The sequence below is a fragment of the Mycobacterium sp. genome (assembly GCF_035697385.1).
Lineage (GTDB): Bacteria > Actinomycetota > Actinomycetes > Mycobacteriales > Mycobacteriaceae > Mycobacterium.
In genome coordinates this window covers 1-25419 of sequence record NZ_DASSCY010000339.1, presented here as the reverse complement: position 1 = coordinate 25419, position 25419 = coordinate 1, and the positions used below count along the sequence as shown (strand labels likewise).

Genomic DNA, 25419 nt, shown 5'->3' with positions numbered 1-25419 from the left:
CCGGAAACGCAACGCCGGAAATAAGCATGGCAAGGCCAATGACAAAGAGCGCGGCGCCCTGCAGACGGCGTCTGGCCGAGGGAGCGCGCAGGGTCCCACCGCGTACGCTCGACGCGAACTTGGGATCCTCGGCATAGAGCGCGCTCTCGATCTGATCGAGCATGCGCTGCTCATGATCGGAGAGTGGCATTCGTCCCTCCCTTGCCGCCGCGGGCCGCTGTTCAAACTCGGGTATGCCCGCATTTACGAGCACATAACAGTCATGATACGAGGTCAATCTGAGCCGTACCACCTAGTTCACCGTCGATTGTATGACGTTGGGCACCGCTGCCTGCCAGCAACATGCTCACTCGATAATGGTGGGGACGACACCGCTCGATCTGGAAAGAAGGACGGCTGAAGTTGGCGACATTTCTGATCGAACTGTCGCCTGGCGATATGCAGCGCCGGCTCGCCGACGCGCTGGCTATTTACGTCGACGCCATGCGCTATCCCCGTGGCACCGAAGATCAGCGCGCGTCCATGTGGTTGGAGCACACCCGCAGGGAGGGCTGGAAGGCCGTCGCTGCGGTGGAAGTGCGCGACGACACGGCCGATCGTTCGGCGGCGACCCTGGCCGCGGCGCCCATGTTGGGGGTCGCCTACGGGTATTGCGGCGCGCCCGATCAGTGGTGGCAGCAGCAGGTCGTACAGGGTCTGCACCGGGTCGGGGCGGACCGCACCCAGATCAGCGAGCTGATGACCAGCTACTTCGAGCTGACGGAGCTGCACATCGCGCCGCGTGCGCAGGGCCGCGGCCTGGGTGAGGCGCTGGCCCGCAGGCTGCTCGCCGATCGCGACGAAGCCTATGTGTTGCTGTCGACACCGGAAATCAACGGCGAGGCCAACAGGGCATGGCGGCTCTACCGGCGGCTGGGATTCGGTGACATCATCCGCGGCTACCACTTCGCCGGCGATCCGCGAGCTTTCGCGATCCTGGGCCGGGCGCTGCCGCTTTAGCACGTGCGATCTGGCACGATGACCACGTGAGCGTCCGCCAGCCAAGACGCAGCAGCCGAATCCGCCTGCTCACCGTCGTGTTGCTGCTGCTGCTCGTCGTCCCGTTGGCGGCCGGTTGCGTGCGGATCAGGGCGTCGATCACGGTGTCGCCGGACGACAGGGTGTCCGGGCAGATCGTTGCGGCGGCAAAGCCCCGCGACGCCGATGACAAGGGCCCCCAGCTGCTCAACAGCTTGCCGTTCGCCCAGAAGGTGGCGGTGTCCGAATACAGCCGTGACGATTACGTCGGCTCGCAGGCCGTGTTCTCCGACCTCACATTCGCAGAGCTGCCGCAGCTGGCGAACATGAACCGAGACGCCGCTGGTGTCGACATCTCGCTGCGCCGCGCGGGCGATCTGGTGATCCTCGAGGGCCGTGCCGACCTCACGTCGCTGGCCGATCCCGAGGCCGACGTCTCGCTGTCCGTGGCCTTCCCCGGCGAGGTGACGTCGACCAACGGAGACCAGGTTTCGGCCGAGGTCGTCGAATGGAAGTTGCGTCCCGGCGTCGTCAGCACGATGAACGCCCAGGCGCGGTATACCGATCCCAGCGCCCGCTCGTTCACCGGCGCGGCGATCTGGCTTGGGGTGGCGTCGCTGTTGGTGGCCGGGATCATCGGCGGGCTGGCTTACACGAGCCGCGACCGCTCCCCACGCGTCGATGACCCGCAGAACCCGGCCTGACTTGCTCCGAGGCCCGGCCGACGCTCTACTCTGAGTGCACTCGGGGGCGAGTAACCGAACGTCGAGAAAGGGGCGCCCGCTGAGCGTGGATGCAGCGGCACCGTCAGCCGTCGAGTTGGCCAGCGCCGTCACCGATCAATTGCGGCGTTATCTGGCCGAACGTCGCCGCGACTGTGCCTATATGGGCACCGACTACGGCAAGCTGACCGCTGCCCTTGAAGAGTTCGTCCTGCGGGGCGGCAAGCGGTTGCGGCCGGCCTTCGCGTACTGGGGCTGGCGCGCGGTAACCGACAACCCCGACCCATTTGAGCCCTCGATACTTCGGCTGATCTCCGCACTCGAGCTGCTGCAGGCGTGCGCGCTGGTACACGACGACGTCATCGATGCCTCCGCAACGCGGCGCGGGCTTCCAACCGTGCATCGCCAGTTCGCCGACCACCACCGCGTCAACACCTGGCACGGCTCGTCGGAACAGTTCGGCATTTCGGCGGCCATCCTGTTGGGCGACCTCGCGCTCGTGTGGGCCGACGACATCGTGGCGACCGCGGATCTCCCCGTCGATGCGCACCGGCGGGTGCAGCGGGTCTGGGCCGCCATCCGCACAGAGGTGCTCGGCGGGCAGTACCTCGACATCGTCGCCGAATCCAGCGGTGCCGAGACGGTGGCGTCGGCGATGACCGTCAACATCTACAAGACCGCGTCGTACACGATCTCTCGACCGTTGCAGATCGGAGTGGCTGCCGCCGCCGACCGTCCTGACCTATTGGCCGCCTTCCATGAGCTGGGCACAAGTTTGGGAGTGGCGTTCCAGCTGCGTGACGACGTGCTCGGCGTGTTCGGCGATCCCGCGGTGACGGGCAAGCCGTCCGGCGACGACCTGCGGTCCGGCAAGCGCACGGTGCTGCTGGCCGAGGCGGTCGAGCGGGCCGAGAAAATGGATCCGATGGCCGCCAAGCTGTTGCGCACCTCCATCGGCACCGAACTGTCCGACGCGCATGTCAAGGAGCTGTGCCTGGTCATCGAGTCGGTCGGCGCGCTGGCCGCCGTGGAGGACCGCATCGACGTGCTCACCCGTCGCTCGCTCGAGATTCTGAACGCCGCACCGATCGACGCGCGGGCGAAAGTAGGGCTGTCCGAGCTCGCCAGAATGGTCGCGAACCGGTCCGCGTAGGAGCATGACAACCGACACGCCGACGCAGGCCCCGAAAAGCAGCCTGGCGCAGCATCTCTCACGACTGATAGCGTTTGCGACTTCGCCGCAGGCGCGGCAGGCACGGTTGGGCTTCCTCGGCGCCGTATTGATCACCGGAGGCGGGCTGGGTGCGGGCAGCACCCGCTTGCATGATCCGCTGCTGGAGTCGCTGCATCTGTCATGGTTGCGATTCGGGCACGGATTGGTGCTGTCGTCGGTGCTGCTATGGGGCGGGGTCGCACTGATGCTGATCGCCTGGCTGTGGCTGGGCCGTCGGGTGATCGACCGCACGGCAACCGAATACACGATGGTCGCGACGACGGGCTTCTGGCTGGCGCCGCTGCTGTTGAGTGTGCCGGTGTTCAGCCGCGACACCTATTCGTATCTGGCGCAGGGCGCTCTGCTGCGCGACGGTTTCGACCCGTACGCCGTCGGCCCCATCGACAACCCGAACTCGTTGCTGGACAACGTGAGTCCGATCTGGACGACGACGACCGCCCCGTACGGACCGGCGTTCATCCTGGTCGCCAAGTTCGTCACGATGCTGGTCGGCAACGACGTCGTCACCGGAACCATGTTGTTGCGACTGTGCATGCTGCCCGGGCTGGCGCTGTTGATCTGGGCGGCTCCGCGCGTGGCGCGCCATGTCGGCGCCAACGGGGCGGCCGCACTGTGGATCTGCGTGCTGAACCCGCTGGTGATCATCCATCTGATGGGTGGCGTGCACAACGAGATGTTGATGGTCGGGCTGATGATGGCCGCGATCGCGCTGACGTTTTCGGGCAGACATGTCGCCGGCACCAGCCTGATAGCGGTCGCAGTGGCGGTGAAAGCCACGGCGGGACTGGCTCTTCCGTTCATGGTGTGGGTTTGGACCCGCGACCTTCGCGACCGGCGTGGGTACTCGCCGGTGAAAGCTTTCGCGGTGGCCACTGCGGCATCGGCGCTGATCTTCGTTGCGGTGTTCGCGGTGTTGTCATTGATGGCCGGCGTCGGCCTCGGCTGGCTGACCGCGTTGGCAGGGTCGGTGAAGATCATCAACTGGCTGACGGTGCCGACCGCGGCGGCCAACGTGATCAATGTCTTCGGCGGCCTGTTCCTGCCGGTGAACTTCTACGCCGTGCTAGATGTCACGCGAATCGTCGGCATTGCGATCATCGCGATCTCACTTCCGTTGCTGTGGTGGCGGTTTCGCCACACCGACCGGGAAGCTCTGATGGGCATCGCGTTGGTGATGGGCGTCGTGGTGCTGTTCGTGCCGGCCGCACTGCCGTGGTATTACACCTGGCCGCTGGCGGTGGTCGCCGCGCTGGCGCAGTCGCGTCAGGCGGTCGCGGTGATCGCCGGGCTGTCCACCTGGATCGCGGTGATCTGGAAACCCGACGGCGCCCACGGTATGTACTCCTGGGCGCACGTGCTGCTGGCCTCGGCGTGCGCTGCGGCGGCGTGGTATTCGCTTTACAAGGCGCCCGAACTCACTGCGCCCGACCGCTCCGCGGTCAATACGCCATAGCCTGGGCGCGGCGCACCACCTCGCGAGCTTGGTGCGAATGCAGGGCGTCGACGGGCCGGGCATTGGCCTGTGGTTCGTTGTCGCCGTCGCGGCTGATGGTCAGCGACGGATCGGGCGTGAAAAGCCAGCGCACGATCTCGGTGTCGCGGTATCCGCCGTCGTGGAGCACAACCAGCAGACCGGCCAGGCTTTTCACCACGTGTCCGGTGTCGTCGAAGAACGCCTTTGGCACCACGATGGCGCCGTTGCGGCGGACCCCGAGGAGGTGGCCTTCGCGGAGCTGCTGTTGCACCTTGGTCACTGGCACGCCGAGCAAAGTGGCGACGGTGGGCAGGTCATAGACCGCCTCAGTTGGATCAAGGACGTCATCGGAGGCCGGAATGCTGCTCACCGCATTGAGTCTAAGTCGCAACGGCCGCGTCGTTAACATGTCTTCGGTGGATGCCTACCAGCAATCGGACCCGCTCGTCGGGATTGTTCTTGATGGCAGGTATCGCGTCGACACGATGATCGCCACCGGCGGCATGTCAGCGGTGTACCGCGGACTCGATCTCCGGCTGGACCGGCCGGTGGCGCTGAAGGTCATGGATTCGCGCTATGCCGGAGATCAGCAGTTCCTCACCCGCTTCCAGCGCGAGGCCCGCGCGGTCGCCCGGCTGAAGGATCCTGGCCTGGTAGCCGTCTACGACCAGGGCATCGACGGCCAGCATCCCTTTCTGGTGATGGAGCTCATCGAGGGCGGGACACTGCGGGAGCTGCTGCGCGAGCGTGGCCCGATGCCGCCGCACGCCGTTGCTGCCGTCCTGCGCCCGGTGCTGAGCGGTCTCGCGGTGGCACACGCCGCCGGGCTGGTGCACCGCGACATCAAGCCGGAGAACGTGCTCATCTCCGACGACGGGGACGTGAAGATCGCCGACTTCGGATTGGTTCGCGCGGTGGCCGAAGCCAAGATCACCTCGACGAGCGTGATTCTCGGCACCGCCGCCTATCTGTCGCCGGAGCAGGTCGCGACCGGCGACGCCTCTCCGCGCAGCGATGTCTACTCCGTCGGCATCCTCGCCTACGAGCTGCTGACCGGCGCCACCCCGTTCACCGGAGACAGCGCGCTGGCGGTGGCATATCAGCGAATGGACAACGACGTCGCACCGCCCAGCCGCGTGATCGCCGGGGTGCCACCGCTATTCGACGATCTGGTGCGCCAAGCCACCGCCCGCGACCCTGCCGAACGATTCGCCGACGCGATGGACATGGGCACCGAACTCGACGCGATCGTCGACGAGCTGGGCCTGCCCGACTTCCGGGTGCCCGCGCCGCGCAATTCGGCCCAGCATCTGTCGGCGTCGCTTCACCGCAGCGCGATCACCCAGCAGCGTGCCGTCGCGCCGGCCGCCCCGGCGCGTCAGCACACCCGCGAGCTCACTCGCGATGATATGCAGCCGGTCCCGCCGGACGACGATCTCGAATATCAAGGCGTGTCAGGGCAATTCGCCGGTATCGATATCGACGAGTTCTATTGGGCCCGCCAGCGCGCCAAGCGGGTACTGCTGTTCTGGGTGGTCGCGGTGCTGACGCTGACCGGGCTGGTCGCCGCCGCCGCATGGACTGTCGGCAGCAATATCGTCAACCTGATCTGAGCGGCCTACCGGCGCGGTGGGACCTCCAGCTTGGGCACGGCGTTGCCCGGCCCCGCGGGCATCAATACCTTTCCGTTCACGTCGACGATGGCGGAGTCGGTGACTATGGGCGACGGCGTTTCAAGCGAGAAGAACTCCGAATCGATCTCACTCGACTGCGCCAGCGCATCGACGGTGCATTTGTCGGCTTCGCCGTCATCCGGCGGCGCTGTCGGCTCCCAGCTCAGGTGGGCGCTGACCGTCACCGGGTTCGTTTTGCGACTTTCACCCACCCGAGTGACGCAATTGAACCAGCCCTTCTCGGCGCCAAAGTTCTTGATATCTGCCGGGTACACGTCCGGCGGTTGCAGAAAGAACACCTCGTAGGTCTGCCGTCCGTTTTGCTGCGGCGTCACGACGTATCCGATGACGGGCAACTGGCCGCGGTTCTCCGGTTTCGGTGCCACATACTCGTCGATGGCCTTCTGCTCGGCCGCCTCCACCTGGCGCCTGTCCTCGGCGGCCCGTTGGTCCTTTTCCGTCGACCATGCCACCCAGGCCAGGATGATCGCCGCCACGATGACGCCGCCACCACTCAGCGCGGACAGCCCGTACGCGGTCTCACTGGGCTCGTTGGCCTCCGGATTCTTGTACTTCCACGACTCGAAGGTCCACCAGACATGCTTGGGCCGCAACAGCATGTACAGCCCGATCGGAATGCCAATGACCAGAACGACAATCGCAAGACCCACGTAGAGGATCGTATTGTCGTCGGGCACACCGCTGGCGCGGCAATTTCAGTCGCGCAGCATCTCCGCGACGAGGAATGCCAGCTCGAGGCTCTGCTGGGTGTTCAGCCGGGGATCGCACGCAGTCTCATAGCGGCCGGCCAGGTCGGAGTCCGAGATGTCCTGCGCACCGCCGAGGCACTCGGTGACGTTCTCGCCGGTGATCTCGACGTGGATACCGCCCGGATGGGTGCCAAGCGCGCGGTGCACCTCGAAGAACCCCTGCACCTCATCAACGATGCGGTCGAAGTGGCGGGTCTTGTAGCCGGTCGAGCTCTCGTGGGTGTTGCCGTGCATCGGGTCGCACTGCCAAATGACCTGATGGCCGGTGGCCTGCACCTTCTCGATGATCGGCGGCAGCAGATCGCGCACCTTGTTGTTGCCGAGCCTGCTGACGATCGTGAGCCGCCCCGGCTGGTTGTGCGGATCGAGCCGTTCGACGTATTCGACGGCCAGCTCCGGGGTCATCGTCGGCCCGATCTTCACCCCGATCGGGTTGGCGATCACCTCGGCGAACGCGACGTGCGCGCCGTCGAGCTGGCGGGTGCGCTCCCCGATCCACACGTAGTGCGCGGAGAGGTCATACAGCTTGGGCTCGCCACTCGCATCGTCGGACAGCCGCAGCATCGCGCGCTCGTAGTCGAGCACCAAAGCCTCATGGCTGGCGTAGATTTCGGCGGTTTGCAAGTTCGGGTCGTTGACGCCGCACGCGTTCATGAACCGCAGGCCGCGGTCGATCTCGCCGGCCAGCGCCTCATAGCGGGCACCTGCAGGCGACGTCCTGACGAACTCCCGGTTCCAGTCGTGCACGAGATCCAGCGACGCAAGGCCACCGGAGGTGAGTGCACGCACCAGGTTCATCGCGGCGCTGGCGTTGGCGTACGCGCGCACCAGCCGCGACGCGTCGTGCTCGCGCATCGCGGCGTCGGGGGCGAAGCCGTTGATCATGTCGCCGCGGTAGGACCTCAGGCCCAGCGCGTCGATGTCGGCCGATCGCGGCTTGGCGTACTGCCCGGCGATGCGGGCCACCTTGATCACCGGCATGCTGGCGCCATAGGTGAGCACCACCGCCATTTGCAGCAGAGTGCGGATGTTGGCCCGGATGTGCGGCTCGGTGTTATCGGCGAACGTCTCGGCGCAGTCGCCCCCCTGCAGCAAGAACGCCTCGCCGCGGGCCACGTCGGCAAGCAGTCCCTTGAGCCGCTCGATCTCCGACGGCACGGTCACCGGGGGAACGCTCTCCAATACCGTGCGCATGACCTTGGCCGCATCGGCGTCCCAGCTGGGCTGCTGGGCCGCCGGCTTGGCCAGGGCAGCGTCCAGCCGGTGCCGCAGTTCGTCGGGCAATGGCGGCAGCGGAGGCAGCTGGTCGATGGGTACGTCGACGGTCCAGTTCACCCGTTCATGGTAGCTGGGCGCCGATACCGCTTTTTTCATGCCTGCGCAGGTAGGACGCCCGTGGTCATCAGCCGGAATCGAAGCAGATTGTGCCGTGCGTCGACCAGCGCGTCGTGCGCGTCGCGTGGGCGTGGAGGCATTCGCGGCGAGCCGCGCTCCTCCCAGAACTGGCGCAGCTCACGGGTGAACCGCGGAATCGCGGGCGGCAGATCGGTCATCGGCCCCCACAGCTGGCACAGCACCACGTGGTCATAGGCGCCGACCCAGGCCCACAGCTCGATCGGCTCGTCGCCGTCGACGCCGAAGAAGTCCTCCAATTCCGCGCGGATCTGCCTGCGCGAGCGCCACAGTTGCGACGCCGGCGACGGGAGCTTGGGCAGCACATGTTTGCGCACCCAGCTGCCGGCCCGATCCGGATCGAATTCGGTTGAGATCGCGTAATATTCGCGGCCGTCCTCGGCGGCGACACCGATCGAGATCAACTCGATGGTGCGGCCGTTGTCGATGAACTCGGTGTCGTAGAAGTACCTCACACTCCTGCCTTATCCCGCGCGGCTTGCGGACGTTCGGCAGGAGCGGGCGCGGCATGGATCTCGCGGTCCAGCTGCTCGTTGACTTCCTTGTCGTCGGGGAAGTGTGGCTCCCCCGCGACCACGTGCTGAAGCCAGAGCTTCGCCTGAACCACGGGCCGGCGCTGCCTGCGTTCCCGCTCAAGAGCTTTGTGCATCCTGCGGGGCCGATTGCTGTATCGCCAGCGCGCCCACGGTGCGTGCGGGCGGGACAGCCGCAGTGCGCCGATCACGAGCAGCGGGGTGATGAACATGCCGACCAGCCCGGTCCACACCTTGCCCTTGAGCAGGACGATCACCGCGAGCATCAGTGTCAGGATCGCGCCGCCAACCACCGCGGCGCGCGCCGCCAGCGAGTGATCATCGCGCCACAGGCTGACATCGAAGAATGCCAGCGGGTTGAGGCCTACTATCAGCAGCCCTGCCACTGCCACCGCAGCGAATACCGCGTCCACGGATGTCCGGCCATCCTCTGCCCAGTACACATCCTGCAAGTGCAGGATCAGGGCGAACTCGTCAAGGACCAGCGCGGCGCCGATACCGAAAAAGATTGCGGCTGCCGTAAATTCGGGTACTCCACCGTCGACCGCCAATGTCACCATCGTCACCCCGGAGACCATGACCAGCACTACGCCTATCACCACATGGTGGATGTGCACCGAGCCATGGCCCAAATTGCGCGGCTGCCACCACTTGCGCGGCGCATCGCTGTCGGCGTGCGCGCGGATGTACCGGACGATAGTGCGCGTCACCAAGAACGTCAGGAGGAAGGCGATCAGGCACCACATCAGCGGTAACCGCTCCGGTGGGATGGCGAAGTCGAAGCTGAAGTCGATCTTTTGTGCGTCGAACACGCAGAAAACTTACGCCGACCTGCGCGCGTCGGGGCCGGGATACCGGTCGACGCGCCGCTGCGCCCCGATAGTGTGGTCTGCGACATGAGTATTTGGCGGTCGCCCGGCGGGGCTGGTTGGGGGCCAACGCTCGCCTGGCGGCTGTTCCAGCTGCTCACCGTTGCGGCGTTGGCCTGGGCCGGCTGGCGCCTGCTTGGCCACACGCCGTACCGCATCGACGTCGACGTCTACCGGATGGGCGGTCAGGCCTGGCTCGACGGCAGGCCGCTGTACGCCGACGGCACCATGTTCCACACCCGCGGCGGCCTGGACCTGCCGTTTACCTATCCGCCGCTGGCGGCAGTCGCCTTCGCTCCGTTTGCCTGGCTGCCGCTTCCTGTGGCCAGCGCCGCGATCACATCGACCACGTTGGTGCTGCTGATCGCGTCGACCGTGCTGGTGCTGACCCGGCTGAACGTGTGGCCGGAGACATCCTTGACCGGCGAGCCGGCCTGGCTGCGCCGGTGCTGGCTGGCCGCGGCCGTCGTGGCGCCCGCGGTGATCTACCTGGAACCGATCCGGTCGAACTTCGACTTCGGGCAGATCAACGTGGTGTTGATGACGCTGGTGATCGCCGATTGTGTGCCGCGTAAGACGCCATGGCCGCGGGGCATGCTGCTGGGCCTGGCGATCGCCCTGAAGCTCACCCCTGCGGTGTTCCTGCTGTACTTCCTGCTGCGACGCGACACACGGGCTCTGCTCGTGACGGTGGCGTCGGCAGTGGTGGCCACACTCGCCGGCTTCGCGTTCGCGTGGCGCGACTCCTGGGAGTACTGGACCGAAACCGTGAGCAACACCGACCGGATCGGCACCGTCACTCTGAACACCAACCAGAACATCGCGGGCGCGCTGGCCCGGCTGGGCCTCGGCGAAGGTGAGCGGTTCGTGGTGTGGACGCTGGCCTGCTTCGCTGTGCTGGGGCTGACGGTGTGGGCCGCCCGGCGCGCGTTCAAAGCCGACGAACCGGTGATGGCACTGATCTGCGTGGCGATGTTCGGTCTGGTGGTCTCGCCGGTGTCGTGGTCGCACCACTGGGTGTGGGCGTTGCCTGCCGTGCTCGTGTGCACGGTGCTGGCCTATCGCCACCGGCATGTCGCGCTCGGCCTGGTGACCCTGGCCGGTATCGCGCTGATGGTGTGGACACCGATCCCGCTGATGCGCGAGCACGAGGAGACGGCCGCGTCGTTGTGGCGTCAGCTCGCCGGCGGCTCGTACGTCTGGTGGGCGCTGGCGGTGATCGTCGTGGCAGGCACGATTTCGTCGCGCACCGCCGAGCGCAATCGGCAGGCGGTCGACGCCGCGCCGGTGCCCGCGGTCAACTAAGCGGCGATCTGGGCCTTGGGTTCTTTGCCCTCTTTGACGTCCGCAGCGTAGAGGTCCACATACTCCTGCCCGGACAGCCGCATCAGCTCGTACATCACCTCGTCGATGACGGCACGCTCGATGAACCGGTTGCCGGCAAGGCCTTCGAACCTGCTGAAGTCCATCGGCTTGCCGAACTTGACCTTCACGCGGCCGAACCGCCACATCTTGCTGCCAGGAGGGTTGACGATGTCGGTTCCGATCATCGCGACGGGAATCACCGGCACACCGGTCTGCAGCGCCAGCCGGGCGAGTCCGGTCTTGCCCTTGTACAGCCGGCCGTCGGGCGAGCGGGTGCCTTCGGGATACATGCCGAGCAGCTTGCCCTCCCGCAGAATCCGCCCACCGGTGTTCAGCGCGCTCTGCGCAGCGTCTGCATCGGTGCGGTCGATCGGCACCTGACCGGCCGAAGTGAAGAACCAGCGCTTGAACCAGCCCTTGAGCCCGGTGCCAGTGAAGTACTCGGCCTTGGCCAGGTAGGTGATCCGGCGCCGCACCACCAGGCACAGATAGAAGCTGTCCGCGACGGCAAGGTGGTTACTGGCCAAGATCACCGGGCCGGAATGCGGAACATATTCCAACCCTTCGACTTTCGGGCGACCCAGCAGCGACAGCAGGGGACCCATGAAGATGTACTTAAACAGCCAATACCACATGGACCCTCCCCAGGACCGAGCGCCGGACGGTGCTCTGCGACAACTTTACCCACGCAGTGTGGATGCGACCACATTGCCGACGCGCGAGGTCACTCTTCGACACTCACCGGGATGTGCTGATAGCGGCCCGGACCCTGCGGCGGCGGTTCGTCACCGTCCGGACCGCCAGGCGACGACGGTGGCTGCGGCGATTCGGGCGGTCCTTTGCCATCGGTTGTGTCTGCAGTGTCTTCTATGAGCGCCCTGATCACGGTCAGCAGCGCCACGCTGTGTTCGGCGACCACGCTCAGTAGCGGATGCTGCTCACCGGACACCAACGCGGCGAGCGCACAGACGGGGCACCACACCTGCTGGCACTTGGGGGGCCCCTGGGAGGATCCCGCGCTGCTCGCCGCGCGGGCTGCGGCCATTCGCACCGCCGGATCGAGTCTGTCCAGAATGGTCTGCGCCAACTGCCGCAGTTCGGGACCGAGATCTGGGTGAGCCCCACTCACGCTGGCCACACCTCCGGATTCGGTCGAAAACGCACCGTCAACTCGCTGCCTCGCAACTGGGCGTCCATCACAATGCACCGCCGCAGGACGGACGCCAGCCGAACGCGGCGCCGCATCCCGCCGGCGCCGATGATCAAGTCGTCGTCGACCCGGCCCAACGTCAACGCGGCGGAGTCGACCTGCGGCAACTCTAGCCGCAATCGGTAGACGGCTTCGAGGCCAGATCCGGATTCGCGGTCGACGATCGGGCGCACCGGTCCCGGCGGCGGCGAACCGTCGCGGCGACGCGCGCCGTCCAGCAGTTCGCCGAGCGCCTTGGGGCCGATTGGTTCGCCTGCCACGTGCGGCACGAGCACCAGCGCAGCGTCACCGATCTTCGTGTCCAGTTCGGCCAGCACCGTCTGCTGTTCGCCGATGCGCTCGGAATACCAGTCGAACGCCGGATGCTCGGGCAGATTGCGATATTCGTACGAATCATCCTGCAGCAGAACCTGATTGACGATCAGCTCGTCGATCCGCACGCCCATCAACGCCAGCGACCCCATGGTGCGCACCGCTTCCGCGGCCACCACGCGTTCGGCCGTCAGCACCAGAAATGCGCTGACCCGCTCCCCGTCGGTGAGCAGCGAGCTCAGTTGTTCGGTGCCGGCTCCGATGCGTTCGAGCAGTCCGACGATGGCGGCCGAGCGCGCGTCCTCGGAAGCGCCGGAAAGGCGACGGTGCCGCGGCCATGCCCGCTCGACATAGAGGCCGAACGTCGCGGGCAGCGTCAGCATGCGCAGCGCATCGGCCGTCGAGGCGCAGTCGACCACGACGTGGTCCCACTCCCCCGAAGACGCCAATTCGCCGACCTCGTGAAGGCCAAGCACCTCCTGGATACCCGGCAGCGCCGAAAGTTCCTCTGGCGCAACGGCACCCAGATCAGATTCCGGAAATCTGCTGGACAGCAGGCCGGCGATATCGCGCCATCGCCCCTCTAGCAGCGCCAGGGTGTCCAGCGCCAGCGCGTCGAGGAACCCGCCGTTGCCGGCATCTCCCCCAACATCCAAGTCGGCGAGCACCCGCGTCGGCTCGCGCAGGCCGGTCGGCGTGACCGTCACGCCCAGCACGTCACCGATCGAGTGGGCCTGGTCGGTGGACACGATCAGCACTCGCAGTCCTGCGCGCGCGTCGCGCACGGCGGTGGCTGTCGCCAACGTCGACTTACCTACGCCGCCCTTACCGACGAAGAGACTGATACGGGCGGCGGCTGCCGATTCACTCAGCCTCGACTCGTTTCTTGAGGTCCTTCAATGCGGTATCCGTGAGGCGACGTTCAGCCTTGCGTTTCAGTAGCCCGATCATCGGGATGATCAGGTCGACCGAGAGCTCATAGGTAACATCTGTTCCAGATCCCTTGGGCGTCAATCGATATGCGCCATCGAGCGCCTTGAGCAGCGAGCTCGACACCAATGTCCACCGTACCGAGCCGTGGTCGGGCGGCCAATCGTAGGACAGCACCATGGTGTCCTTGAGGACGGCGGCGTCGAGCACGAGCCGGGCCGTCTTCGGGTAGCCCGCGTCGTCGGCCTCGAGTACCTCGGTCTCCTTGTACTCGGCGACCCACTCCGGATAGGAGCCGATATCGGCGATGACGTCCATCACCGTTCCCGGATCGGCATCGATGTAGATGGTCTGCGCCGTCTTGTCCGCCACTGAATTCTTCCCCGCTAGGTCTGCTTAATGGCAGAAAATCTACCTTCCCCCGAATGCTCTGGCCGAACTATCAGGCCAGCGGCGGTAACCCCACTGGCCGCGAAGCCTCCAGCCGCTGCTTGACCTCGAACGCCATCCTCTTGCCGGCCACCCGGCGCTGATGGTTGCACTTGGCCAGGTTCATCTTGGCCAGCTGCCACGCCGCCACACCGGACGGTTCGGCGTGAAGAAAATAGTGCAAGATGACGCCGTCAAGGACGGGTTCGCACCAGATCTCCATTGTCCCGGTCAGGGCGCCGGTCACGGTCCAGCGGTGCCCGGCCGCTGCGCGGTCCTCGACCACCGTTAATCGCAGGTCGGGCCACCACCGTCGCCAGCTCGCGGGATCCCCGATAGCCCTGCCGACCTCGGCGGGGTCGGCGGCGACGAAGGTTTCGTCCGCGATTTGGATGCTGTTCATCGGGTACAAGCTTCACATATGCGCCTGACCTGGCCGATGGCGGCCGACTAGGCTGGGAAAGGCAAAGCCGCTGGATGTCGAGAGGCCAATATCGTGCGCGAGTTCAGTGTTCCTGCATCATTCACCGTCGGCGAGCACGACAACGTCGTGTCGTCCGTGTTCGCCCACGAACGCGACGATCCCGACCACGTGATCTTCCAGCGCCTGGTCGACGGGGCATGGACCAATGTCTCGTGTAAGCAGGCAGCCGACCAGATCCGTTCGACCGCTTTGGGTTTGATCGCCGAGGGCGTCAAGCCCGGCGATCGGGTGGCGGTGCTGTCGGCGACGCGCTACGAATGGCCCATTCTCGACTTCGCCATTCTGGCCGCGGGTGCGGTCACCGTACCCATCTACGAGACGAGCTCGGCCGAGCAGGTGAAGTTCGTGCTGGCCGATTCCGGCGCGGTGCTGATCTTCGCCGAGACCGACGCGCACGCCGACAAGATCGAGCACCTCAAGGGCGAGCTGCCCGAGCTGCGCAAGGTGCTGCGCATCGAGGGTTCTGGCACCGCTGCACTTGACGAGCTCGCCGAGGCGGCCTCCTCGGTCGACCCTAAGCAGCTCGATGACCGGCTGGCTGCGATCAAGGCCGCGGATCCGGCCACGCTGATCTACACCTCGGGCACCACCGGGAGGCCCAAGGGTTGCCAGCTGACCCACTCCAACCTCAGCTACGAAATCCGCGGAGCCAAGGACTGTTTCCCGACCCTGCTGGACAAGGGCGAGAAGATGTTGGTCTTCCTTCCCCTTGCGCACGTGCTGGCCCGCGCGATCACCGTGGCGGCGTTCGCCAACAAGGTGACGCTCGGATTCACCAGCGACATCAAGAACCTGGTCCCGACGTTCGGTGTGTTCAAGCCGACGCTGGTGGTCTCGGTGCCGCGGGTGTTCGAAAAGGTGTACAACACCGCGGAACAGAACGCGCGCAACGACGGCAAGGGCCGGATCTTCGAGATGGCCGCCAACACCGCGATCGAATTCAGCCAGGCGCAGGACTCCGGCGGCGCGGGCCTGCTACTGCGGGCGAAGCATGCACTGTTCGACCGGCTGGTCTACGGAAAGCTTCGCGCCGCGCTCGGCGGCGACTGCCGCGGCGCGATCTCGGGCGGCGCACCGCTGGGCGCCCGGCTGGGCCACTTCTACCGCGGCGTCGGCCTGACCATCTACGAGGGGTACGGCCTGACCGAGACCAGTGCCGCCATCACCGTCAACCGCGTCGACGACGTCAAGGTCGGCACCGTCGGAAAGTTGTTGCCCGGCAACAGTATGCGCCTTGGCGACGACGATGAGCTGCTGGTCAAGGGCGGCGTCGTGTTCAGCGGCTACTGGCACAACGACGAGGAGACCAAGGCCGTCTTCTCCGACGGCTGGTTCCACACCGGCGACCTCGGCGCGATCGACGAGGACGGCTTCCTGACGATCATCGGCCGCAAGAAGGAAATCATCGTCACCGCGGGCGGCAAGAACGTCGCACCGGCCATTCTCGAGGACCGGCTGCGCGCGCACCCGCTGATCAGCCAGGCGATGGCCGTCGGCGACGCCAAGCCATTCATCGCCGCACTCATCACGATCGACCCCGAGGCCTTCGACGGCTGGAAGCAACGCAATAGCAAGGACGCCGGCACATCCGTCGGTGACCTGGTAGGCGACCCCGACCTCGTCTCCGAGATCGACCTCGCTGTCAAGGAAGCCAACCAGGCGGTGTCCAAGGCGGAGGCGATCCGCAAATTCCGCATATTGGCCGTCGACTTCACCGAGGACACCGGCGAGCTGACGCCGACGATGAAGGTCAAGCGCAAAGTGGTGGCTCAGAAGTTCGCCACCGACATCGAAGCGCTCTACGACAAGGATTAGTGTCCTGAGTCACTAAATCGGCGACAGTAGTTGCCGACTGGAGGATCTGATCGGCTGACCTCGTCTAGACGCAGGACGCGGTCCCGCTCACACCGAACGTGCATGTACGGCGAAAGAATCGGCGAAATTTCGCAGCCAGCGCACGTTGGGCGATGCCAGTCCGGGCCGACGCCCACCCTTGCTCGTGAACTAATGACTCACGACACTAAAGCAGCGCGGCAAGCCGCTGCGCCTGAGTGCGCCATTGCCAGTTGTCGACCACCCAGCGCCGTCCTGCCGCGCCCATCCGGGCCGCCCGATCCGGGTCGGCGAGCAGGTCGCTGACTGACGATGCGATCGCGCCGACGTCCCAGCCGTCGACCACCAGACCGGTCTCACCGTCGAGCACCGTTTCCGGTGCGCCGCCGGAGCGCCCGGCGACCACCGGGACTCCCGTCGCGGACGCCTCCAGGTAGACGATGCCCAACCCCTCGACGTCCATGCCCCCACCACGGGTGCGGCACGGCATCGCGAACACATCGGCCATCGCGTGGTGCCCAGGAAGTTCGTCACCGGGCACCCCATCGGTGAACACCACGTGCTCGGCAACCCCGAAGCTGTGCGCGAGCCGGCGAAGAGTCGTCCGGTACGGCCCGCCGCCAACGATGACCAGCGCGGCACCGCGGACGCGCTGCCGGATCGACGGCAGTGCGCGGATCAACATGTCCTGGCCCTTGCGGGGAACCAGGCGCGACAGACACACCACCACCGGCCTCTCCCCCAGCCGATACCGGGCGCGCAGCTCGGCGCGCGCGACTTCGTCGGGTACGAACCGATCGGTGTCCACGCCGGGCGGCACGTGCTCGAGTGCGGCGTCCGCTCCGAATGCCGACGCGAACCGTCCGCGCGTGTACTGGCTCACGTAGGTCACCACGTCGGTGCCGTTTCCGATGCGGCGCAAGGCCGTTCGGGCCAGCGGCAACATCGACCAGCCAACCTCGTGACCATGGGTGCTGGCGATGACGCGGCCGACGCCGGCGTCGCGGGCCAGCGGCGCCATCAGTGCCAGCGGCGCGGCCGCTCCAAACCAGACGGTTTCGATGTCGTGTCGCTTGATGAGCCGCCGCATCCGGGTGGCCACCGACGGCACCGGCAGCATCAGCGTGCCCGGATGACGTACCACCTCGTACGCCGCGGCTCGATCGAAGTCGTCGGAGCCCTTCCACTTCGGCGCATACACCGTCAGTGTGTGTGAGCCGGTGTGCACGAGCTGGCCCACCAGTTCCTCGAGGTAGGACTGGATGCCGCCACGTCGCGGCGGAAAGTCATTGGTAACCAGCAGAAGTCGGGTCATCCGGGCCAGATTAGCCCGTGATCCATTGCTGCCAGCGGGTCAGGACCGTGTCGAGGTCGGCACCCAGGGTTTCGCGCACAGCTGTCGCCACATCGGGGTGGCCGTGTCCGCAGGCCCGCACATACAGCGCCCGCAGCGTCGAACTGCCGTACTTGTCGGCGACGAACCGGCTGAACCACCATGCCCGGTCGTATGCCAATGACCGAGCACTTCCCGCGGTGTCCAGGTCGGCGTCGGTCGGTAGTTGCGCCATCTCGACGGCGTTCGAGGGAGGCGGCGTCTGTGGACGCCCGACGTAATCAGCGACACCTTCGGTCAGCCAGCGTGGCGAGTCGGCGGCAGTGTCGGCACGCGCGGCGTAATGGAAAAGCTCATGGCGCAACACGATTCGCAGCGCGCTATCGCTCATCGACGCCGCGCCAGGGGCGAACATGATGCGCTGCGCGGTGGTGGTGGCGGCGATGTCCGCACCGCCGGCCGCAAGGTTGGCGAACTGCGCATCCGAGCCCGCAGCAACGATGAGCACCTCACGCGGCCAATCGGGGCCCCAGAACGCGGTGACGGCCTGCGCCGCGTCATCCATCTGCGCCGCGATCCGCGCGAGCAGCGGAGCCGTGTGCGACCCGCCCAAGCCGACGAGGCGGACGATGCGACCGTCGCTCAGCGTCTGGCTGGTCGACGCCGCGGCAGGCGTGGTGAGCGACGCAGGCGTGGCGATCGCCGGACCGGTCGGAGCGGAGTCGGGCCGACCGACAACAAGCACGGCGCAGATCAACTCAGCGACGAGGAGGGCACCGAGCCGTCGACGGTCAGTACCGGCGGACGTTGTGGATCGGCGCATTGTTCACCGGGGCGACTCGCACCGGCGTGCCGTAGGTCGACGCGTGCACCATCATCCCGTCGCCGATGTAGATGCCCACATGCGATGCGTCGGAGTAATAGGTGACCAGGTCGCCCGGCTGCATCTGTGATGTATCCACCGGTTGCCCGCCGCTGGCCAGCGCCTGGCTGGAGTGCGGCAGCGAAATGCCCTGCTGCTGGAACGCCCACATCACCAGTCCGGAGCAGTCGAAGGCGCTCGGGCCGGATCCGCCCCACGAATACGGCGAACCGATCCGGCTCAGCGCGGCCTGAATTGCGACGGCGCGATCGCCGCCACCGGGCGCGCCGGGAAGGGCCTCGTCAGGCGGTGCGATGTCACCGGGTGGGATGGCGCCAGGCGGGGCGGCCAGGATTGCCGGGTCACCAGGAGGTGGCGGTGCGGGAGGCGCGGGCGGCGCGGGTGGCATGGCCGCCAGTGCCTCGCGCTGGTTGGGGGTCAGGGCGTTGTATTGCGACTTGACCACGGCAATCTGCAACTGCAGTTGACTTTGCTTGGATTGCAGGTCGGCGCGCACCGCGGCGGCCTGTTCGGCGGCGGTCTTGGCGTCCGCGGCCGACTTCGCGGACGCCTGCTCGGCCAGAGCGGCCTGTTCGCCGATCTCGCGATAGCTCTTCATCTGAGCCGACATCTCGGCGGCCATCACCCGCTGCACGGAGAGTTGATCGATGAGCCCCTGCGGCGACGTAGCCGTCAGGATTGCGTCGAGGCTGTCGGTCCTGCCGCCCATATATTGCGCCGCAGCTAACTTGTCGACGGAGGTCTGGAATGTTGCCAATTTCGACTTCGCCGATTCGACGACGGAAACGTCTGTGGCATGTTTTGCGTCAGCGGCCTGCTGCACAGCCAGCTTGTTATTCAGATCCAGCTGTGCCGAATGCATCGCCTCGGTGGTCTGCTCGGCTTGCCGCGACAATTCGTTGAGCTTTGCCAAAGCATCGTCAGCGGGATCAGCCTGCACATTTGCGGCGAGAAAGCTTCCGAAGACCGTTAAACCGGCAATCACACCTATGACGGGTCGTCTAAACCAACGCGTGCTCCAGTGCGTGCGGTCAAATCTCAAGATTTGCGTCCTTCAACTGCCGTGACGAATCCGCGTCGGACTGCTCTTAGGTCTCAGATAGGTTACGAAACGGCATCGGCCTTGTCCAACAGAGGACGCAAATTTAACAGCTGTCTCAGAGTTCGTCTCCACGCCCCTGTTAGCGCGTGTCGTTCTAGGCAACTCCGGAATCGCCGTGGCGATGGATCGGAACCAGCCGCAGCCGCGGCGCCAATCCTACGTCGGCGAGCACTTCCAGCGCCCGGCGCTCGTCGTCCAGCAACGCGTCGGGCACCCCGAGCAAGACGCTGACGACGCAGTCGCTACACCCAGGTCCGCGTACTGCGCAGTCGTCGCAGTCGATCTTCACCGTGCCCGTATCGGGCCGCTCATCGTGTGCCATGTGGCAGTCCTCTCGGTTCGGTGTTGTCCGCACGGTATCGAGGGGTACCGACAGATAACGGCCGCCGGTGTGGCAACCCCGCGCTGTCGGAGGCTTTCCTTACCGTCAGCCCATGGGCCAGCTCAGCTTCGCTGATGTGGATCCACTGTCTGAGGTCTCGTTGCGCGACACCACCTTCGTCGTCGTCGACCTGGAGACCACCGGAGGACGCTCCTCAGGTGACGGCCACGACTCCATCACCGAGATCGGGGCGGTCAAGGTGCGCGGCGGCGCGGTGCTCGGTGAGCTGGCCACGCTGGTCGATCCCGGGCGCAGCATCCCACCCCAGATCGTGGCGCTGACCGGCATCACGACGGCGATGGTGTGCAACGCGCCGACCATCGAGTCGGTGCTTCCGACCTTTCTGGAGTTCGCCCGGGGCGCGGTACTGGTCGCCCACAATGCAGGATTCGACATCAGCTTCCTCAAGGCCGCCGCCGAGCGCTGTCAGATCGCCTGGCCGAAACCGCCGGTGCTCTGCACGGTGCGGCTCGCCCGCCGCGTACTCACCCGCGACGAGGCACCCAGCGCGCGGCTGGCCGCCCTTGCGCAGCTGTTCGGCGCCGCCACCACTCCGACCCACCGCGCTCTCGACGACGCGCGCGCCACGGTCGACGTGCTGCACGGGCTGATCGAGCGGGTCGGCAACCAAGGCGTGCACACCTACACCGACCTGCGTTCGTATCTGCCCGACGTGACACCGGCCCAGCGCCGCAAGCGGTATCTCGCGGACGCGCTGCCCCATCGGCCCGGTGTCTACCTGTTCCGCGGACCGTCGGCCGAAGTGCTCTACGTCGGCACCGCGGTCGACCTGCGCAGGCGAGTGGGCCAGTACTTCAACGGCGCCGACCCTCGTACCCGCATCAAGGAGATGGCGTCGCTGGCCACCGCGGTCGACCACGTCGAGTGCGCGCACGACCTGGAAGCCGGGGTGCGCGAACTGCGATTGCTAGCCGCGCACGCGCCGCCCTACAACCGCCGGTCGAAGTTTCCGCACCGATGGTGGTGGGTGGTGCTGACAGACGAAGCGTTCCCGCGGTTTTCGATTGTCCGCACCCCCAAGCACGACTGCGCGGTCGGGCCGTTCCGCTCCCGCGCCGATGCAGTCGAAACCGCCGCGCTGCTCGCCCGGTTCACCGGGGTGCGGACGTGCACCAAGCGGCTCGGCCGTTCCGCGCTGCACGCCTGTCCCGAGCGTGAGTTGTCGCCGTGTCCCGCACCGCGTGAGGCCACCGCCGCCGACTACGCGGACGCACCGCAGCGCGCGACCGAACTCATCGAGGGCCACGACAACCGCGGCCTCACAGCGGCGCTGTCGCACATCGCCGACTTGGCCGAGCGCAACCGCTACGAAACCGCGGCCCGCTTGCGCGATCACGCCGCCGCGGCGATCGACGTGTTGTGGCGCGGCCAGCGGCTACGGGCGCTCGCCGCCGTCACCGAAATGGTGGTGGCGCGCCCCGACGGCAACGGCGGATGGCACCTGGCGGTGATCCGGCACGGTCAGCTGGCAGCTGCGGGCAACGCAGGCCGTGGCGTCCCGCCGATGCCGGTCATCGACGCGATTTGCGCTGGGGCACAAGCGATTTTGCCAACATCGGCGCCGCTTGGCGGGGCGCTTGTCGAGGAGACGGCGCTGATCGCGCGCTGGCTCGCGCAGCCAGGGGTGCGCATCGTGCGGGCAGAGCCCGGGTACGCCTCGCCGGTGGGATCGGCGGGACACCTTTCGGCGTGGGCCGCGTCGGCGCGCTCGGCACGGGTGGCCGCCGAGCAGGGCCCACGCGGAAGCTGGGGAGCAATCGCAGGCTCAGACCTTTTGGGTGAACCGCACCCAACGCGCGAGCAGCTTCTCGGCCGCCCCGGAGTCGATCGCCTCGGTGGCGCGGGCAAGCCCGGCCTCCCAGGCAGGCACCCATTTGGCGTCGCTGGCTAGTCCCGCGTGGGCCACCATCGCTCCGGCGGCGTTGAGCACCACCGCATCGCGCACCGGCCCCTTGGCACCGCCGAACACCGAACGAACTTCTGCGGCATTGGCTTCCGCGTCTCCGCCGACCAATTCGGAAAGCTCGGCGCGTTTGAAGCCGAACGCCGCGGGGTCGAACGTGAGCCGCTCCACCGTCCCAGCCTGGACCCGCCAGATGGTGCTGGTGGTCGTGGTGGTCAGCTCGTCGAGACCGTCGTCGCCGTGCACCACCAGCACGCTGGAGCGCCGGGTGGCGAACACCCCTGCCATCACCTCCGCCAGATCTGCCCAGGCGCAGCCAATGAGACCGGCCCGCGGCGAGGCCGGATTCGTCAGTGGCCCAAGCAGATTGAACACCGTCGGCACGCCGATCTCGCGGCGCACGACCCCGGCGTGCCGATACGACGGGTGGAACTGCGGCGCGAACGCAAACCCGATGCCGACCTCTGCGACGCTGCGGGCGACGTCGTCGGGCCCCAGGTCGATGCGCACACCGAGCGCCTCAAGCGTGTCGGCGCCGCCGGACAGCGACGATGCGGCTCGGTTGCCGTGTTTGATCACCGGCACCCCGGCCGCGGCCACCACGATGGCGGCCATCGTCGACAGGTTGACCGTGTTGGAGCCGTCGCCACCCGTACCGACCACGTCGACGGTCTCGTTGCCAATCTCCGCGGTGGGCACCCGGCGCGCGTGCTTGAGCATGGTGTCGGCCAGCTCGGTCACTTCGGCGGGAGTCGGACGCTTCATCTTCATCGACACGCCGAAGGCGGCGATCTGTGCGGGCGTCGCCGAACCCGTCATGATCTGGTCCATCGCCCAGCCCGCTTGACCGGGCGCAAGGGCATGGCCCGTGGTCAACCGGCCGAGGACCTGCGGCCACGTCGGAGAGTCATTGGAACCGGTCGGCTGTGCTTCTTCGGATGCCACCCGCTGATTATGTCGAATTGCTCGACCCGGGTGGAGTTCAACAACTACAAAGCGTCATACTTGCACTGTGACGAGCGCTGTAGGGACCTCGGGAACCGCCATCACGTCGCGAGTACATTCGCTGAACCGACCCAACATGGTCAGTGTCGGCACCATTGTGTGGCTTTCCAGCGAGCTGATGTTCTTTGCTGGACTGTTCGCGATGTACTTCACCGCGCGCGCCCAGGCCGGCGGCGACTGGCCGCCCGCGCCCACGCATTTGAACCTGGTCCAGGCCGTGCCGGTGACGCTGGTGCTGATCGCGTCGTCATTCACCTGCCAGATGGGCGTGTTCGCCGCCGAGCGCGGCGACGTGTTCGGACTGCGTCGCTGGTATGTCGTCACCTTCCTGATGGGCCTGTTCTTCGTCCTCGGCCAGGGCTACGAGTACATCCAGCTGGTCAGCGAGGGCACGTCGATCTCCAGCAGCGCGTACGGCTCGGTGTTCTACCTGGCCACCGGTTTCCACGGCCTGCACGTCATCGGTGGGCTCGTCGCGTTCATCTTCCTGCTCGCCCGAACGAGGATGAGCAAGTTCACGCCCGCCCAGGCCACCGCCGCGATCGTCGTCTCGTACTACTGGCACTTCGTCGACATCGTGTGGATCGCGCTGTTCGCCGTCATTTACTTCGTCCGATGAGAAGGAGTTCGATGACCGACAAGTCCCGCCGTCGGCTGCGCCGGCGCCTGTCGGCAGCGCTGCTGCTGCTGATCGGACTGGCCGTCGCCGGTGGCCTTGCGGCCACACTCACACCGTCGCCACAGGTGGCGGTCGCGGACGAGTCTCAGTCGGCGCTGTTGCGAACAGGCAAGCAGCTGTTCGACACGTCGTGCGTCAGCTGTCACGGCGTCAACTTGCAGGGCGTGCCGGACCGCGGGCCCAGCCTGATCGGTGTCGGCGAAGCCGCAGTCTACTTCCAGGTGTCGACCGGCCGCATGCCGGCGATGCGCGGCGAGGCCCAGGCCGAGAAGAAACCCCCCCAGTTCGACGAGGCGCAGACCGATGCGCTCGGCGCCTACGTGCAGGCAAATGGTGGCGGACCGACGGTCCCGCGCGACGAGAACGGGCACATCGCCCAAGAGTCGCTGCTCGGCGACGACGTGGCCCGCGGCGGCGACCTGTTCCGGTTGAATTGCGCCTCCTGCCACAACTTCACCGGCAAGGGTGGCGCGTTGTCGTCCGGCAAGTACGCACCGGACCTGGGTGACGCCACCCCGCCACAGATCTACACCGCGATGCTCACCGGCCCGCAGAACATGCCGAAGTTCTCCGACCGCCAGCTCGCTCCGGAAGAGAAGCGCGACATCGTCGCCTACGTCCGGGAGGCAGCCGAGACACCCAACCCCGGCGGCTACGGACTAGGTGGCTTCGGCCCTGCCCCAGAAGGCATGGCGATGTGGATTATCGGGATGGTCGCCGTGATCGGTGCGGCGCTGTGGATCGGATCTCGGGCATGAGCGACGGCGACATCAAGGGCACAGACACACCGGGCCAGAAGGGCATCCCCGGTGAGCCCAGCGACGCCGAACTGGCTTCGATGTCGCGCGAGCAGCTACTCGAGCTCGGCGGCAAGCTCGACGGCGTCGAGATCGTCTACAAGGAAGACCGCTGGCCGGTTCCCGACACCAAGGCTGAGAAGCGCACCGAGCGCATGGTGGCGTATTGGCTTCTGCTGGGCGGCCTTTCAGGCCTGGCGCTGCTAGTGGTGTTCCTGTTCTGGCCATGGGAGTACAAGCCCTACGGCTCGGAGGGCGAGTTCATCTACTCGCTAGCCACCCCGCTCTACGGTCTGCTGTTCGGACTGTCGATCCTGGCCATCGGCGCCGGCGCCGTGCTGTTCCAGAAGAGGTTCATCCCTGAAGAGGTCTCGATCCAGGATCGTCACGACGGCCGCTCCCCCGAACTGCAGCGCAAGACGATAGCGGCCAACCTCACCGACGCACTGGAGACCTCAACCCTCAAGCGGCGCAAGCTGATTGGCCTTTCGCTTGGCATCGGCCTCGGCGCGTTCGGCGCCGGAACGCTGGTCGCTTTCATCGGCGGTCTGATCAAGAACCCGTGGAAGCCGGTGGTGCCGACCGCAGACGGCCTCAAGGCCGAGCTGTGGACATCGGGTTGGACCCCGCGTTTCCACGGCGAGACCATCTACCTGGCCCGAGCGACCGGCTTGCCGGGTGAGTCGCCGTTCGTCAAGATGCGCCCGGAAGACCTCGACGCCGGCGGCATGGAAACCGTGTTCCCGTGGCGGGAATCCGACGGCGACGGCACCACCGTCGAGTCTGCCCACCATCTGACCGAGATTGCGATGGGCGTCCGGAACCCCGTCATGCTGATCCGCATCAAGGCCCAGGACATGCCGCGTGTGGTCAAGCGCAAGGGCCAGGAGAGCTTCAACTTCGGCGAGCTGTTCGCGTTCACCAAGGTCTGCTCGCACTTGGGTTGCCCCTCTTCGCTTTACGAGCAACAGAGTTATCGCATCCTCTGCCCTTGCCACCAGTCGCAGTTCGATGCCTTGCACTTCGCGAAACCTATCTTCGGTCCT

Annotated in this window: 26 protein-coding genes and 1 pseudogene; 11 read left to right on the top strand and 16 right to left on the bottom strand. The window is 66.5% G+C overall.

Features of this window, described 5'->3' with window-relative positions; genetic code table 11:
- Positions 1–190: DUF3040 domain-containing protein (locus VFH65_RS28550; protein ID WP_353326373.1), on the bottom strand; the 190-nt coding region annotated here is incomplete at its 3' end.
- Between the two features lie 212 nt (positions 191–402).
- Between VFH65_RS28550 and VFH65_RS28545 the strand changes: the two genes are divergently transcribed.
- The 4 genes from VFH65_RS28545 (at position 403) to VFH65_RS28530 (ending at position 4426) form a co-directional block, all read left to right on the top strand.
- Positions 403–999, top strand: a complete 597-nt coding sequence (locus VFH65_RS28545) for a GNAT family N-acetyltransferase (protein ID WP_353326371.1) — start codon at positions 403–405, stop codon at positions 997–999.
- A 26-nt stretch (positions 1000–1025) separates the two neighbouring features.
- Positions 1026–1721, top strand: coding sequence for an LppM family (lipo)protein (locus VFH65_RS28540; RefSeq protein WP_353326369.1), 696 nt, complete (start codon positions 1026–1028; stop codon positions 1719–1721).
- A gap of 85 nt (positions 1722–1806) precedes the next feature.
- On the top strand, positions 1807–2892 hold the full coding sequence (gene idsA2, locus VFH65_RS28535) for a bifunctional (2E,6E)-farnesyl/geranyl diphosphate synthase (RefSeq protein ID WP_353326367.1): 1086 nt from the start codon (positions 1807–1809) through the stop codon (positions 2890–2892).
- Between the two features lie 4 nt (positions 2893–2896).
- Positions 2897–4426 (top strand): alpha-(1->6)-mannopyranosyltransferase A, encoded by a 1530-nt coding sequence (locus VFH65_RS28530; RefSeq protein WP_353326365.1) that lies wholly within the window; start codon positions 2897–2899, stop codon positions 4424–4426.
- Here the strand turns inward: VFH65_RS28530 and VFH65_RS28525 are convergent.
- On the bottom strand, positions 4413–4817 hold the full coding sequence (locus tag VFH65_RS28525; RefSeq protein WP_353326364.1) for an Rv2175c family DNA-binding protein: 405 nt from the start codon (positions 4815–4817) through the stop codon (positions 4413–4415). The two genes, VFH65_RS28530 and VFH65_RS28525, sit on opposite strands and share 14 nt — an antisense overlap.
- Positions 4818–4854: 37 nt before the next feature.
- Between VFH65_RS28525 and VFH65_RS28520 the strand changes: the two genes are divergently transcribed.
- Complete coding sequence (locus tag VFH65_RS28520; protein WP_353326363.1) at positions 4855–6060, top strand: protein kinase domain-containing protein; 1206 nt, start codon at positions 4855–4857, stop codon at positions 6058–6060.
- Between the two features lie 5 nt (positions 6061–6065).
- On the opposite strand, the gene VFH65_RS28515 is transcribed toward VFH65_RS28520, so the two are convergent.
- Genes VFH65_RS28515 through VFH65_RS28500 form a run of 4 tightly spaced genes read right to left on the bottom strand, consistent with a single transcriptional unit; the run spans position 6066 to position 9582 of the window.
- Positions 6066–6791: a DUF6199 family natural product biosynthesis protein gene (locus VFH65_RS28515; RefSeq protein ID WP_353326361.1), complete on the bottom strand. Its 726-nt coding sequence runs from the start codon at positions 6789–6791 to the stop codon at positions 6066–6068.
- Between the two features lie 45 nt (positions 6792–6836).
- Complete coding sequence (locus tag VFH65_RS28510) at positions 6837–8225, bottom strand: class II 3-deoxy-7-phosphoheptulonate synthase (protein ID WP_353326360.1); 1389 nt, start codon at positions 8223–8225, stop codon at positions 6837–6839.
- A gap of 35 nt (positions 8226–8260) precedes the next feature.
- On the bottom strand, positions 8261–8758 hold the full coding sequence (locus VFH65_RS28505) for a polyadenylate-specific 3'-exoribonuclease AS (protein ID WP_353326358.1): 498 nt from the start codon (positions 8756–8758) through the stop codon (positions 8261–8263).
- Positions 8755–9582, bottom strand: a complete 828-nt coding sequence (locus VFH65_RS28500) for a hypothetical protein (RefSeq protein ID WP_353326377.1) — start codon at positions 9580–9582, stop codon at positions 8755–8757. The genes VFH65_RS28505 and VFH65_RS28500 overlap by 4 nt, the downstream gene beginning before the upstream one ends.
- A 150-nt stretch (positions 9583–9732) precedes the next feature.
- Here VFH65_RS28500 and VFH65_RS28495 point away from each other — a divergent pair, with 150 nt between their 5' ends.
- Positions 9733–11010: a glycosyltransferase 87 family protein gene (locus tag VFH65_RS28495; RefSeq protein WP_353326356.1), complete on the top strand. Its 1278-nt coding sequence runs from the start codon at positions 9733–9735 to the stop codon at positions 11008–11010.
- Here the strand turns inward: VFH65_RS28495 and VFH65_RS28490 are convergent.
- The 5 genes from VFH65_RS28490 to VFH65_RS28470 form a co-directional block, all read right to left on the bottom strand.
- Positions 11007–11705: a lysophospholipid acyltransferase family protein gene (locus tag VFH65_RS28490; RefSeq protein ID WP_353326354.1), complete on the bottom strand. Its 699-nt coding sequence runs from the start codon at positions 11703–11705 to the stop codon at positions 11007–11009. The two genes, VFH65_RS28495 and VFH65_RS28490, sit on opposite strands and share 4 nt — an antisense overlap.
- A gap of 89 nt (positions 11706–11794) precedes the next feature.
- Positions 11795–12199, bottom strand: coding sequence for a hypothetical protein (locus tag VFH65_RS28485; protein ID WP_353326352.1), 405 nt, complete (start codon positions 12197–12199; stop codon positions 11795–11797).
- Entirely contained in the window at positions 12196–13464 is a 1269-nt protein-coding gene (locus tag VFH65_RS28480; protein ID WP_353326375.1) for an ArsA family ATPase, read from the bottom strand. Before VFH65_RS28480 ends, VFH65_RS28485 begins: the two co-directional genes overlap by 4 nt.
- The gene (locus VFH65_RS28475) at positions 13457–13894 is read right to left on the bottom strand and encodes an SRPBCC family protein (protein ID WP_353326350.1); all 438 of its coding nucleotides are present in this window, start codon (positions 13892–13894) and stop codon (positions 13457–13459) included. The genes VFH65_RS28480 and VFH65_RS28475 overlap by 8 nt, the downstream gene beginning before the upstream one ends.
- 70 nt (positions 13895–13964) lie before the next feature.
- Positions 13965–14354, bottom strand: coding sequence for a polyketide cyclase / dehydrase and lipid transport (locus VFH65_RS28470; protein ID WP_353326349.1), 390 nt, complete (start codon positions 14352–14354; stop codon positions 13965–13967).
- 93 nt (positions 14355–14447) lie between these two features.
- Here VFH65_RS28470 and VFH65_RS28465 point away from each other — a divergent pair, with 93 nt between their 5' ends.
- Positions 14448–16250 (top strand): AMP-dependent synthetase/ligase, encoded by a 1803-nt coding sequence (locus VFH65_RS28465; protein WP_353326347.1) that lies wholly within the window; start codon positions 14448–14450, stop codon positions 16248–16250.
- Between the two features lie 205 nt (positions 16251–16455).
- On the opposite strand, the gene VFH65_RS28460 is transcribed toward VFH65_RS28465, so the two are convergent.
- From VFH65_RS28460 to VFH65_RS28445, 4 genes are all read right to left on the bottom strand, one after another.
- Positions 16456–17583 (bottom strand): glycosyltransferase family 4 protein, encoded by a 1128-nt coding sequence (locus VFH65_RS28460; RefSeq protein ID WP_353326345.1) that lies wholly within the window; start codon positions 17581–17583, stop codon positions 16456–16458.
- 10 nt (positions 17584–17593) lie between these two features.
- Positions 17594–18424 carry a peptidase gene (locus tag VFH65_RS28455; RefSeq protein WP_353326343.1) on the bottom strand — a complete coding sequence of 277 codons (831 nt, stop codon included), beginning with the start codon at positions 18422–18424 and terminating at the stop codon, positions 17594–17596.
- Positions 18393–19526: a peptidoglycan hydrolase RipC gene (gene ripC, locus VFH65_RS28450; protein WP_353326341.1), complete on the bottom strand. Its 1134-nt coding sequence runs from the start codon at positions 19524–19526 to the stop codon at positions 18393–18395. Before ripC ends, VFH65_RS28455 begins: the two co-directional genes overlap by 32 nt.
- A gap of 154 nt (positions 19527–19680) precedes the next feature.
- Positions 19681–19908: a hypothetical protein gene (locus VFH65_RS28445; protein ID WP_353326339.1), complete on the bottom strand. Its 228-nt coding sequence runs from the start codon at positions 19906–19908 to the stop codon at positions 19681–19683.
- A 112-nt stretch (positions 19909–20020) separates the two neighbouring features.
- On the opposite strand from VFH65_RS28445, the pseudogene VFH65_RS28440 reads away from it, so the two are divergent.
- Positions 20021–21817 (top strand): annotated as a pseudogene (locus tag VFH65_RS28440) (DEDD exonuclease domain-containing protein); the annotation flags it as partial.
- On the opposite strand, the gene trpD reads toward VFH65_RS28440, so the two are convergent.
- Complete coding sequence (trpD, locus tag VFH65_RS28435) at positions 21755–22837, bottom strand: anthranilate phosphoribosyltransferase (RefSeq protein WP_353326337.1); 1083 nt, start codon at positions 22835–22837, stop codon at positions 21755–21757. The pseudogene VFH65_RS28440 and the gene trpD overlap by 63 nt on opposite strands.
- Before the next feature lie 67 nt (positions 22838–22904).
- Between trpD and VFH65_RS28430 the strand changes: the two genes are divergently transcribed.
- From VFH65_RS28430 to VFH65_RS28420, 3 genes are all read left to right on the top strand, one after another.
- Positions 22905–23516, top strand: a complete 612-nt coding sequence (locus VFH65_RS28430; protein ID WP_353326335.1) for a cytochrome c oxidase subunit 3 — start codon at positions 22905–22907, stop codon at positions 23514–23516.
- On the top strand, positions 23513–24334 hold the full coding sequence (locus VFH65_RS28425) for a c-type cytochrome (protein WP_353326333.1): 822 nt from the start codon (positions 23513–23515) through the stop codon (positions 24332–24334). The genes VFH65_RS28430 and VFH65_RS28425 overlap by 4 nt, the downstream gene beginning before the upstream one ends.
- On the top strand, positions 24331–25419 hold a 1089-nt coding region (locus VFH65_RS28420; RefSeq protein WP_353326331.1), incomplete at its 3' end, for a ubiquinol-cytochrome c reductase iron-sulfur subunit. The genes VFH65_RS28425 and VFH65_RS28420, both read left to right, overlap by 4 nt.